Origin of the sequence: Stenotrophomonas rhizophila (genome assembly GCF_007667275.1) — a bacterium.
GTDB classification, from domain to species: domain Bacteria; phylum Pseudomonadota; class Gammaproteobacteria; order Xanthomonadales; family Xanthomonadaceae; genus Stenotrophomonas; species Stenotrophomonas maltophilia_AE.
Map to the genome: position 1 here is coordinate 483372 of NZ_VDQT01000001.1, position 12261 is coordinate 495632.

Annotated in this window: 9 protein-coding genes; 5 read left to right on the top strand and 4 right to left on the bottom strand. The window is 67.1% G+C overall.

What is annotated here, in order from left to right:
• Window positions 1–38: 38 nt before the first annotated feature.
• The 5 genes from FSZ13_RS02000 to FSZ13_RS02020 all read left to right on the top strand — a co-directional run bounded on the left by FSZ13_RS02000 (window position 39) and on the right by FSZ13_RS02020 (window position 7480).
• Window positions 39–2405, top strand: coding sequence for a methyl-accepting chemotaxis protein (locus FSZ13_RS02000; RefSeq protein WP_145477756.1), 2367 nt, complete (start codon window positions 39–41; stop codon window positions 2403–2405).
• A gap of 223 nt (window positions 2406–2628) precedes the next feature.
• Complete coding sequence (locus FSZ13_RS02005; protein ID WP_145477757.1) at window positions 2629–4899, top strand: methyl-accepting chemotaxis protein; 2271 nt, start codon at window positions 2629–2631, stop codon at window positions 4897–4899.
• 57 nt (window positions 4900–4956) lie between these two features.
• Window positions 4957–5823 carry a CheR family methyltransferase gene (locus tag FSZ13_RS02010; RefSeq protein ID WP_145477758.1) on the top strand — a complete coding sequence of 289 codons (867 nt, stop codon included), beginning with the start codon at window positions 4957–4959 and terminating at the stop codon, window positions 5821–5823.
• The gene (cheD, locus tag FSZ13_RS02015) at window positions 5820–6416 is read left to right on the top strand and encodes a chemoreceptor glutamine deamidase CheD (protein ID WP_145477759.1); all 597 of its coding nucleotides are present in this window, start codon (window positions 5820–5822) and stop codon (window positions 6414–6416) included. The genes FSZ13_RS02010 and cheD overlap by 4 nt, the downstream gene beginning before the upstream one ends.
• The gene (locus FSZ13_RS02020) at window positions 6413–7480 is read left to right on the top strand and encodes a protein-glutamate methylesterase/protein-glutamine glutaminase (RefSeq protein ID WP_145477760.1); all 1068 of its coding nucleotides are present in this window, start codon (window positions 6413–6415) and stop codon (window positions 7478–7480) included. The genes cheD and FSZ13_RS02020 overlap by 4 nt, the downstream gene beginning before the upstream one ends.
• Before the next feature lie 135 nt (window positions 7481–7615).
• Here the strand turns inward: FSZ13_RS02020 and FSZ13_RS02025 are convergent, their stop codons facing one another.
• From FSZ13_RS02025 to dctA, 4 genes are all read right to left on the bottom strand, one after another.
• Window positions 7616–8503, bottom strand: a complete 888-nt coding sequence (locus FSZ13_RS02025; RefSeq protein ID WP_145477761.1) for an amidohydrolase family protein — start codon at window positions 8501–8503, stop codon at window positions 7616–7618.
• Complete coding sequence (locus tag FSZ13_RS02030; RefSeq protein ID WP_145477762.1) at window positions 8503–9525, bottom strand: amidohydrolase family protein; 1023 nt, start codon at window positions 9523–9525, stop codon at window positions 8503–8505. Before FSZ13_RS02030 ends, FSZ13_RS02025 begins: the two co-directional genes overlap by 1 nt.
• Before the next feature lie 22 nt (window positions 9526–9547).
• Entirely contained in the window at window positions 9548–10828 is a 1281-nt protein-coding gene (locus FSZ13_RS02035) for a carbohydrate porin (RefSeq protein ID WP_145477763.1), read from the bottom strand.
• A 79-nt stretch (window positions 10829–10907) separates the two neighbouring features.
• Window positions 10908–12221 carry a C4-dicarboxylate transporter DctA gene (dctA, locus tag FSZ13_RS02040; RefSeq protein ID WP_145477764.1) on the bottom strand — a complete coding sequence of 438 codons (1314 nt, stop codon included), beginning with the start codon at window positions 12219–12221 and terminating at the stop codon, window positions 10908–10910.
• Window positions 12222–12261: the final 40 nt, after the last annotated feature.

The following is a 12261-nucleotide window of genomic DNA, read 5'->3' on the forward strand; positions in this document are numbered from 1 at the left end:
GATGCCCGGACGCGTCTGCCACCGGAGAGTGCACCACCATGCAATGGATCAAGAACCTCAAACTGATGCCGAAGTTGATGCTGACTTTCGGTGTAATCCTGCTGGTGATGCTGCTGCAGGGCGTGGTCGCCTACCGTGGCCTGCACTCCCTCAACAACGTAACCACCGAACTGGCCGGCAACCGGATGGAAAGCATCCGCATGGCCGGCGAGATGCGCGGCATGCTCGGTGAATACCGCAACTCCGCCTACCAGGGCCTGATCCGAGCCAGCGACGACGTCAAGGCCGAAGCCAAGACCCGCGCCGCCGACCTGCGCGGCAAGATCGCCGCCTCGATGAAGAAGTATCCCGAGCTGATCGACAGCCCGCAGCAGAAGAAGCTGTTCGACGCCTTCGCCAAGGACTGGAACGACTCGCTCGCTTCCTACGACGCCGTCACCGAAATGCTCGAGCTGGACCTGCCGGACGACGCCATCGATACCTTCGTCGGCGAAACCCGCACCAAACACCTCAAGGCCTCCGCCGCCCTGGAGACCCTGATCGCCGAAGACAACCGCCTTGCCCGCGCCTCGCGCGAAGAAGCGGAAAGCACTTACGCCACCTCCGCCACCCTCACCGTCATCGCCCTGCTCGGCGGCGCCGCGCTCGGCCTGGTGCTGGTCTACCTGTTCGCCCGCTCGCTGGTTGGCGCCGTCCGTGGCGCGGTGCTGGTGTCCAACGAAGTGGCCGGGGGCAAGCTCGATGGCCATATCGACGTCAGCCGCAAGGACGAAGTCGGCGACCTGATGCAGGCCATGCAGCGCATGCAGCGCGACCTGCGCGATCGCACCGAAACCGAACAGGCCGTGGCCCGCGAGAACCTGCGCATCCGCACCGCGCTGGATTACAGCTCCACCGGCGTGTACCTGACCGACAACCACCTCAACATCGTCTACGCCAACCGCGCCCTGGAACAGACCCTGTCCCAGTACCAGGACGAACTGCGCAAGCAGCTGCCGGACTTCGACGCCAGCACCTCGCTGGTCGGCCGTCCGTTGACCGTGCTCGAGCACCGTGGCGAAATGGACGCCGGCCTGCTGGCCAACCTCAAGCAGCACGGCGTGGCCCGCCGCGCCATGCAGTTCGGCGACGCCCAGTTCGCGCAGGTCGTGTCCACCATCCGCAATGAAGAAGGCGAAAGCGTCGGCCACGTGGTCGAATGGCGCGACCGCACCCCCGAAGCACTGGTGGAAGCCGAAGTGGCGCGCGTCATCGCCCAGGCCGCTGCCGGCGACCTGTCCGGCCGCATCACCGCCGAAGGCAAGGATGGCTTCTTCCTGCAGCTGGCCCAGCAGATCAATGGGCTGCTCGACGCCAACGCCTCCAGCATCGAACAGATCTCCGGCCTGCTCACCGCGCTGTCGCAGGGTGACCTGACCGTGCGCATGCACGGCGAGTTCGAAGGCGTGTTCGCCACCATGCGCGACGACGCCAACGCCACCGCCGAACAGCTCAGCGGCATCGTCACCCGCATCAAGCAGTCCAGCCAGGCGATCAGCTCGGCCGCCAGCGAAATCGCCACCGGCAACAGCGACCTTTCGCGCCGTACCGAACAGCAGGCCGCCAACCTGGAAGAAACCGCTGCCTCGATGGAGGAACTCACCTCCACCGTGCGCCAGAACGCCGAGCATGCCCGCCAGGCCAACCAGCTGGCCATCGGCGCGCACAGCGTGGCCTCGCAGGGCGGTGAAGTTGTCGGCCAGGTGGTGACCACCATGAGCGCGATCCAGACCTCGTCCAAGAAGATCGCCGAGATCATCTCGGTGATCGACGGCATTGCCTTCCAGACCAACATCCTGGCACTGAATGCCGCGGTCGAAGCGGCGCGTGCCGGCGAACAGGGCCGCGGCTTCGCCGTGGTCGCCTCGGAAGTGCGCACCCTGGCCCAGCGCTCGGCCGGTGCGGCCAAGGAAATCAAGGGCCTGATCGACGACTCGGTCGGCAAGGTCAATGACGGTTCGGCCCTGGTCCAGAAGGCCGGCGCCACCATGGGCGAGATCGTCGCCTCGGTGCAGCGCGTGACCGACATCATGGCCGAGATCTCGGCGGCCTCGCAGGAACAGTCGGCTGGTATCGAGCAGGTCAACCAGACCGTGGTGCAGATGGACGAAACCACCCAGCAGAACGCCGCGCTGGTGGAAGAAGCCACCGCCGCCGCGCGTTCGATGGAAGAACAGGCCGGCCACCTCAGCGACGCCGTGTCGATCTTCCGCCTGGACGAGCAGGACCAGGTCGCCGCCGCCCCGGCGCCGGCACCGGCACCGCGCCCGGTGGCCCGTCCGGCCGCCACCGCCGCACCGGCACGCAAGCCGACCAGCCGCGCGGTCGCCGCCGAACTTGCCGAAGGCGACTGGCAGGAGTTCTAAGCCGCACGGCAGGCTGCCGCAGCGGAAACGCAAGGCCCCGATGTTCCGGCATCGGGGCCTTTGCATGTTTGGAGCTGAATACGCTCAGCTCACGCACCTCAATAGCTGCGGTTTTCTGCCGATAACAACAGTGCCTCGACATGTTCGTCGACGTCGGCCCCCACGGCCTCCGCCCGCTCTCCAGGCATAGCAGTACGCCCCCGTTCGAAAAGACCCCATGCCCATGAATCTTTCCAGCCGCTTCTCCAACCTGTCCGTCCGCGGCAAGTTGAACCTGCTTACCGCCCTGATCGCCATCGGCGTGATCGCCCTGGCCATCATTGCCGCGCGCATGCAGTACCTCGACCTGGCCGAGACGCGCAAGGAAGGCCTGAAGACCCAGGTCGAACTGACCTACGGCATCTTCGACCATTACAAGCGCCTGGCCGGCACCGGCGAACTCACCGAGGAAGCGGCAAAGGCGGCTGCCCTGCAGGCACTGAACAGCATGCGCGCCGACGGCGACAGCGCCTACTACAACGTCCTGGCCACCGATTACACCCTGCTCATGCACCCCTTCGCCCCGACGCGCGTCGGCAAGGTGCAGAAGGACTACACCTCCAAGGATGGCGTGCCGATCTACCTGCAGCAGGTGGACATGGCCAAGACCGGCGGTGGCTTCACCTACTATTCCACCACCAAGCCGGGCAATGGCGACGCGCTGATCGAAAAGGCCACCTACGCCGGCATGTATGCCCCGTGGCAATGGGTGGTCACCAGCGGCGTGTACATGGACGATGTGCAGTCCGATGCACTCGCCTTCACCGGCATCATGGCCGGCAGCGGCGGCGCGCTGGTGCTGGTGGTGCTGGCCCTGAGCTGGCTGATCGGCAACCGCATCACCGGTCCGCTGCGCCAGGCCACCGGCGTGGCCGAAAGCATCGCCCGAGGCAAGCTGGACACCCGCATCGGCGCGCAGGCCCAGGACGAACCGGGTCGCCTGCTGGAAAGCATGGGCCGCATGCAGCAGCAGCTGCACGCAGTCATCGGCGCCCAGCGCGAGATGGCCAGCCAGCACGACGCCGGCCAGACCGGCTATCGCATGGACGAGACCGCGTTCCCGGGCGAATACGGCCTGATGGTGCACGAAACCAATACCCTGGTCGGCGCCCACGTGCAGACCATGCAGGACGTGCTGGCCGTGGTCCAGCGCTATGCGGTCGGCGACCTCAGCGCCGACATCGCCCGCTATCCGGGCGAGAAGGCAGCGATCAGCACCACCGTGGACGCGGTCAAGCACAACCTGGCCAGCATCAATGCCGAGATCAAGCGCCTGGGTGCGGCCGCCGCCGCTGGCGACTTCAGCCAGCGCGGCGACGTCGCCCGCTTCGATCATGACTTCGCGCAGATGATCGCCAGCCTCAACGCGATGATGCAGGTCAGCGACGACAACCTGGGCAAGCTCTCGCAGCTGCTCTCGGCCATTGCCGAAGGCGATCTCACCGCACGCATGCACGGCGAGTTCCAGGGCGTGTTCGCGACCATGCGCGACGACGCCAACGCCACCGTCGCCCAGCTGACCCAGATCGTCGGCCAGATCCAGGAAGCGGCGGGCAACATCAACCTGGCCGCGGGCGAAATCGCGACCGGCAACAGCGACCTGTCGCGCCGCACCGAACAGCAGGCCGCCAACCTGGAAGAAACCGCCGCCTCGATGGAGGAACTCACCTCCACCGTGCGCCAGAACGCCGAACATGCGCGCCAGGCCAACCAGCTGTCGATCGGTGCGCACAGCGTGGCCTCGCAGGGCGGTGAAGTGGTCGGCCAGGTGGTCACCACCATGAGCGCGATCGAAGCCAGTTCCCGGCGCATCGCCGAGATCATCTCGGTGATCGACGGCATTGCCTTCCAGACCAACATCCTGGCGCTGAACGCCGCTGTCGAAGCGGCCCGCGCCGGCGAACAGGGCCGTGGCTTCGCCGTGGTCGCCTCGGAAGTGCGCACCCTGGCCCAGCGCTCGGCCGGCGCCGCCAAGGAAATCAAGGGCCTGATCGACGACTCGGTGGCCAGCGTCGCCGACGGTTCGGCGCTGGTCCGGCAGGCCGGCACCACCATGGGCGAGATCGTCGCCTCGGTGCAGCGCGTGAACGACATCATGGCCGAGATCTCGGCGGCCTCGCAGGAACAGTCGGCCGGCATCGAGCAGGTCAACCAGACCGTGGTGCAGATGGACGAAACCACCCAGCAGAACGCCGCGCTGGTGGAGGAAGCTACCGCTGCGGCACGGGCCATGGAAGAACAGGCCACGCAGCTGGCCGACGCAGTGTCGATCTTCCGCCTCGACAACCAGGTCGCCGCGGCAGTGAGCGCCGTGGCCGCACGGGTGGCGCCGCCGGCGCCGCTGCGCAGCGTGAAGCCGGTGGTCGCGGCGAAGACGTCGGCAGCGAAGCCGTCCGCCGCCCCGCGTGCCGCGCGCACCACCCCGGCCGACGACGGCAACTGGCAGGAATTCTGACGTAGAGCGGGGCTCTGCCCCGCTGTCCGCCGCCCTCCCCTTCTTCCGAGTCCGTCCGTGACCACGCCCACCGCACCTGCCTCCGCCAGCACCCAGAACAGTCGTGAATTCGAGTTCGCCGACCGCGACTTCCGCCGCATCTGCGACCTGATCTACCAGCGTGTCGGCATTTCGCTGGCACCGGCCAAGCGCGACATGGTTTACGGGCGCCTGTCGCGGCGCCTGCGTGCGCTCGGCCTGCGCAGCTTCCAGGACTACCTGGACCAGCTGGAAAGCCAGGGCGGCGACGAGTGGCAGGCGTTCACCAACGCCCTGACCACCAACCTGACCGCGTTCTTCCGCGAACCGCACCACTTCGAAAAGCTCGACACCGAACTGCGCGCGCGCAGCGGCCGCGGCACCCTGCAGCTGTGGTCGTGCGCCGCGTCCACCGGCGAGGAGCCCTACTCGATGGCGATCACCGCCTGCGAGGCGTTCGGCACGCTCAAGCCACCGGTACGGATCCTCGCCACCGACGTCGACACCCAGGTGCTGGCCACCGCCAGCCGCGGCGTGTACGCCATCGACCGCGTGTCCGGGCTCGATCCAGCAATCAAGAAGCGCTACTTCCAGCGTGGCAGCGGCCCCAATGAAGGCCAATGCCGCGTGCACCCGGCGCTGCGCGAGCTGATCGAGTTCCGTCCGCTGAACCTGCTGGCGCCCCGCTATGACGTCGGCGGCCCGTACGACGCGCTGTTCTGCCGCAACGTGATGATCTATTTCGACAAGCCCACCCAGCGCGGGATCCTCTCGCGGCTGATCCAGCACATGGGCGACGACGGCCTGCTCTACACCGGCCATTCGGAGAACTACCTGCACGCCGCCGACCTGATCCAGCCCTGCGGGCGCACCCTGTACAAGCGCGCACCCGGGGCCCCGGCATGAACCTGGCCGCCCGCAACGACGACGTGATGCGCTACTTCGACAGTCGCTTCAAGGTCACCGCCGCCAAGCTGCTGCCGACCCAGTACCTGGTGGTGGACGATGACACCGCGCTCACCACCACCCTGGGCTCGTGCGTGGCCGCGTGCCTGCGCGACCCGGTGCTGAAGATCGGTGGCATGAACCACTTCCTGCTGCCCGAAGGCAATGTCGGCGACGGTGCCCCGGCGCGTTACGGCAGCTACGCCATGGAACTGCTGATCAACGACCTGCTCAAGCGCGGCGCGCACCGCAAGCGCCTGGAAGCCAAGGTGTTCGGCGGCGCCAACGTGCTCAAGGGCTTCACCAGCAACCCGGTCGGCACCCGCAACGCCGAGTTCGTGCGCCAGTACCTGCAGGCCGAGCACATCCCGGTGCTGGCCGAGGACCTGTGCGGCATCCACCCGCGCAAGGTGTGGTTCTTCGCCGACACCGGCCGGGTGGTGGTGCAGCGCCTGCCGCACGCACACGAAGCCGAAGTGGCCGCGACCGAATCGGCGGTGCGTGCGCGCCTGTCCAAGGCCCCGGTCACCGGTGGCGTGGAGCTGTTCGAATGATCACCGGTGCACCCTGCAGGGTCTTGATCGTCGACGATTCGGCGGTAGTGCGGCAGATGCTGAGCGAGATCCTCGCCAGCGACCCCGGCATCGAAGTGGTCGGCACCGCCGCCGACCCGCTGCTGGCACGCGAGAAGATCAAGCGCCTGGCCCCGGACGTGATCACCCTGGACGTGGAAATGCCGCGCATGGACGGGCTGGCGTTCCTGGAAAACCTGATGCGCCTGCACCCGCTGCCGGTGGTGATGATCTCCTCGCTGACCGAGCGCGGCGCCGACACCACCCTGCAGGCGCTGGCGCTGGGCGCGGTGGACTTCGTGTCCAAGCCCAAGCTCGACGTGGCCCGTGGCCTGCAGGGCTACGCCGAGGAGATCATTGGCAAGGTCAAGATGGCCGCGCGCTCGCGCGTGCGCACCCTGGCCCGACCGATCGCCCCGCGCGTGACCCTGGACCCGATCGCCGCCACGCCGAAGCGCTCCATGCAGTTCCGCACCACCGACCGCCTGATCGCCATCGGGGCTTCAGCGGGCGGCACCGAGGCGCTGCGCGTGGTGCTGGAGGGCATGCCGGCTGATGCCCCGGCGGTGCTGCTTACCCAGCACCTGCCCGCCACCTTCAGCACCGCGTTCGCCGAGCGCCTGGACCGCCATTCGGCGATGTCGGTGCGCGAAGCCAGCGATGGCGAAGCCGTGCTCCCCGGCCATGCCTACCTGCCCCCGGGCGGCAAGCACCTGCGGGTGATCCGTGACGGTGCGCGCTGGCGCTGCCGTATCGATGACGGCCCGGCCGTGAACCGGCACAAGCCGGCCGTGGACGTGCTGTTCCGTTCCGTGGCCGAAAGCGCCGGTGCCAACGCCATCGGCGCGATCCTCACCGGCATGGGCGACGACGGCGCCCGTGGCCTGCTGGAACTGAAGAACGCCGGCGCGCCCACCCTGGTGCAGGACGAAGCCACCAGCGTGGTGTGGGGCATGCCAGGCGCCGCGTTCAAGCTTGGTGCCGCCGAAGAGCAGGTACCGCTGGAGCGCATCGCAGAACGCCTGATGGCGTTGGCGCGGGGGTAACGCCCCGACGCTGCGCGTCGCCGCACGACCAACGGTCGTGCGCTACCGGGCCCGACCTGGTTGCACGACCAACGGTCGTGCGCTACCGGACCCGACCCGGTAAGTCACGACCGTTGGTCGTGACGCTCTCAACCGTCACGCCCAATACAACCGCATCGGGTTGTCCACCAGCAGCCTCTGCTGCAACCCGGCGGTCACCGCGATCCGCGGAATGACATCCACCAGCGTGCCGTCATCGGGCATGTGCGATTTCAGGTTCGGGTGCGGCCAATCCGTGCCCCACAGCACCCGATCCGGGAACTGCTCCACCAGGTAGCGTGCGAACGGCACCACATCGTCATACGTCGGTGGCCCGGACTGCGACAGCCGTTCCGGACAACTCACCTTCGTCCATACGTTCGGATGCTCCCGCATCAGCCGCACGAAGCGCTGGAACTCCGGGCCGTCCACCGGCTGGCTCACATCCGGCCGCCCCATGTGGTCCACCACCACCGTGGTCGGCAGCGAGGTGAAGAAATCCCAGCGCTCGGCCAGGTCGGCGGCCTCGAAGTACACGACAACATGCCAGCCCAGCGGCGCGATCCGTTCAATGATGGCGTGGTAGTACGCATCCGGCTTCGGATCCACCAGCCGCTTCACGAAATTGAAGCGCACCCCGCGTACACCCGCCTCGTCCAGCTCGCGCAGTTCTTCATCGGTGACCGTATCGCGCACCGTGGCCACGCCGCGCGCGCGGCCGTCGGCACTGCGCAGCGCATCCACCAGCGCCCTGTTGTCGGCACCGTGGCAGGTCGCCTGCACGATCACGTTGCGCTCGAACCCCAGATGATCGCGCAGCGCGAACAGCTGCGCCTTGCCCGCATCGCAGGGCGTGTACTTGCGCTCGGGCGCATACGGGAACTGGTCCCCCGGGCCGAACACATGGCAATGTGCATCCACCGCGCCTGGCGGCGGCACGAACACCGGCCGGCTCGGGTCGGGGCAGAAATCCAGCCAATCGGCATCCTTCACGAAGTCCGCCATTACAGCCCCCTTGCCTTCAGCTGCGCATCCAACCTCGGGTACACCCGGCGCGCGTTGCCCGACAGCACCTTGCTTCGATCCGCTGCCGACAGCCCCAGCGCTTCCACATAGCGCAGGGTGTCGTCGAAATACTGCCCGGTTTCCGGGTCGATGCCACGCACCGCGCCGACCATCTCCGAGCCGAACAGGATGTTGTCGATGTCGATCACCTTGAACAGCAGGTCCATACCGGGCTGATGGTAAACGCAGGTGTCGAAGAACACATTCTTCATCACGTGCTCGTTCAGCGGCGGCTTGCCCAGCATATCGGCCAGGCCGCGGAAGCGACCCCAGTGGTAGGGCACCGCGCCGCCGCCGTGCGGAATGATGAAGCGCAGCTCCGGGAAGTCACGGAACAGGTCGCCCTGCAGGAACTGCATGAACGCGGTGGTATCGGCGTTGAGGTAATGCGCGCCGGTGGCGTGGAAATTGGCATTGCAGCTGCCGGACACGTGCACCATCGCCGGCACGTCCAGCTCCACCATTTTCTCGAAGAATGGATACCAGGCGCGGTCGGTCAGCGGCAGCCCGGTCCAGTGCCCGCCCGACGGGTCCGGATTGAGGTTGCAGCCCACGAAGCCCAGTTCGTTGACACAGCGCTCCAGCTCGGCGATCGAGTTCGCGATCGGCACGCCCGGCGACTGCGGCAGCTGGCACACGCCGATGAAGGTCTCCGGGTACAGCGCCACCACCCGCGCGATCAGGTCGTTGCAGCGCCGGGTCCATTCCGCGCTCACCGCCTCGTCGCCGATATGGTGGGCCATGGTGCTGGCACGCGGCGAGAAGATCGTCATGTCCGCGCCGCGCTCGCGCAGCAGGCGCAACTGGTTGCCCTCCACGCTCTCGCGCAGTTCGTCGTCGCTGATCACCGGGTACACCGGCGCCGGCAGCGATGGGTCGTTGAAATGCGCCACCTGCGCCTTGCGGAACGCATCGTGGCTGGCGGGGGCGGTCGTGTAGTGACCGTGGCAATCGATGATCATGTGGGGCCTCGTGGGGGAGGAATTACCAGCCGAACAGCTGGGCGAAGTGGACGTCCACGCGCAGGCCGACGATCAACGCGTCGGGGATGTCGGTGCTGCGGGTCGGCGCGTAGATCGGATCCGGGTTGATCACATACTGCAGGTTGGGCATCAGCCGGATGCCCTTGTGCACCGCCCAGCCATAGCTGAGCTCGGCGATGATCTCGTCGGCATTCGGCGCACCGCTGCCGCCGTTGCGTGCGCGGCGGTCGCGCAGGAACGCGATCTGTTCATCGCTGAAGTGGGTGTTGGACACGAACATCGCCAGGGTGTCCTGGTCGCGGCCGGCGAAGGTACCGGTCTTCACGAAGCCGACCGCGGCGAACTGGTCTACCGGGGCTTCGTTGCCGGTGTTGACGTAGGCGCGGGCGAACAGCGCCAGGTTGCGCTTGCCCTCCCCCCGCCACACGGTCTGGTCGGCCATCGCGTACCAGCCCGCGCGTGCGCCCTCCTGCATCGCCGTGGGCTTGCCGGTCAGCGCGGCGGAGTTGCCGTTGGCGTCGAAATAGGAGCTCTTGCCGCCATCGGTGTTGCGGTACATGCCCAACCGGTAGGTGCGCGGCAGGCGGTCATTGGCGAAGCTGGTCTGGTAGCCGGCCTCATAGGCCGTGATGGTGCCGGTGCCCTCGCCCACGGAGAAGTCCAGGCCGTTCTTCCCCGCCTTGTTCAGCTCGTTGTTGTAATCGAACGCGCCGCCCTGCACATACCAGCGATCATTCACGTCGTAGCGCAGGATGCCGGCCCAGGACGAGTTCGGGAACGCGGTGATGCCCAGGTCGGTGATCGCGCCATACGGGGTGAGGCACATGGCGTTGCTCATGAACACGCAGTTGAGCGCGGAATTGTTGAAGTAGCTGTTCACCGGCGCGCGGCCAGCGGTGATGCTCAGGCCGTTGTCGAAGCGGTGGCGCACGGTCAGCCGGGTCAGGCGACCCCCGGCCACCGGCCGCCAGGTCTGCTGCGCGCTGATCGAATTTCCGATCTTTTCGCGCGCCAGGTTGCGCCCGGCAAACCAGGCCCACTGCGCGTCCACGTCGGTGTTGTGCACGCCGAACAGCGCGTCCAGGTCGAACTTCGACTGGGCCATGATCCAGTACGAACCTTCGGTGCCCTGCTCCACCCCGCCTACGGGGTTGGAGGCGACGTTACCAACGACATCGAGGGTCAGGTCGACGCCTTTGGGCAGGGTGCCCTCGGCGGCGGCCGGTGCGGCCAGCGCAGCGCTCAGCAGCAGCGCCAGCGGGGTGTGACGGAGGATGGACATGGAATCTCCCTCCCCGCTGCCGTGGGCAGCGGGTTCAATGCATAGGGGGGGGCGCCGCGGGCAGCCCGCGGCGCGTCGGTCAGGCCTCGCGGACGCCCAGATGGCGCAGGCGGGCGCGGCGGGTGCCGATCTGTTCGGCCATCACCTTCTCGTCCAGCTTGCCTTCCCACTTGGCGATCACCAGCACCGCGATCGCGTTGCCGACCAGGTTCACGAAGGTCAGGCCTTCGGCCAGGATGCGGTGGATGCCCAGGATCAGCGCGATGCTGGCCACCGGAATCGTCCCGGTGGTACCCAGCGTCGCCGCCAGCACCACGAACGCCGCACCGGCCACGCCGGCGGCGCCCTTGGAGGTGAGCAGCAGTACCGCGATCAGCCCCAGCTGGTGCCACACGGTCAGCTCGGTGTTGGTCGCCTGGGCCAGGAACAGCGCCACCGTGGTCAGGTACAGGCAGGTGCCATCGAGGTTGAACGAGTAGCCGGCAGGAATCACGAAACCCACCACGCCCTCTTCGCAGCCCAGCTTCTTCATCTTCTCGATCAGGCGCGGCAGGACGGTTTCGGTGGAGGTGGTGGCCGCCACGATCACGATTTCATCGCGCAGGTAGGCCAGCAGCCGCCACAGGCTGGCGCCGGTCCACCAGCACACGGCGCCCAGCACGAACACCGTGAACGCCGCGCAGACCACGAAGAACTCGATGATCAGCTCACCCAGCGACAGCAGCGAACCGGCGCCGAACTGGCCCACGGTGAAGGCGATGGCACCGAACGCACCGATCGGCGCGAAATACATGACATAGCCGATGATCTTGAACAGCGCAGCAGAGGTGCCTTCGATCACCTTCATCACCGGCGCGCCGCGCTCACCGATGGAGGCCAACGCCACACCGAACAGCACCGCCACGAACAGCACCTGCAGCACGTGCGCTTCAGTGAACGCACTGACCAGCGTGTTGGGGATGATCGCCATGACGTACGACACGATCGACTGGTCGTGCGCGGTATGCACATAGCCCTGGATGCTGGCCATGTCGATGGTGGCCGGGTCGATGTTCATGCCGGCGCCGGGCTGCCAGAGATCCACCGCCACCAGGCCCACGATCAGCGCCAGGATGGTGATCACCTCGAAATAGATCAGTGATTTCAGCGCGAGCCGACCCACGCTGCGCATGTCGCGCATGCCGGCGATGCCGTGCACCACCGTCACGAAGATGATCGGGCCGATCATCATCCGGATCAGCTTGATGAAGGCATCGCCAAACGGCTTCATCGCCGAACCCCAGTCTGGCTGCAGCCAACCCAGCACCACGCCGATGATGGTGCCGGCCAGCACCTGGAACCACAATTGGCCGAAGACGCCGAAGCGGCCCTGCCGCTTCTCAACAACAGTCATGACAACCCTCCCAGGTCATAAGAATAGAGACGTCGCGCGT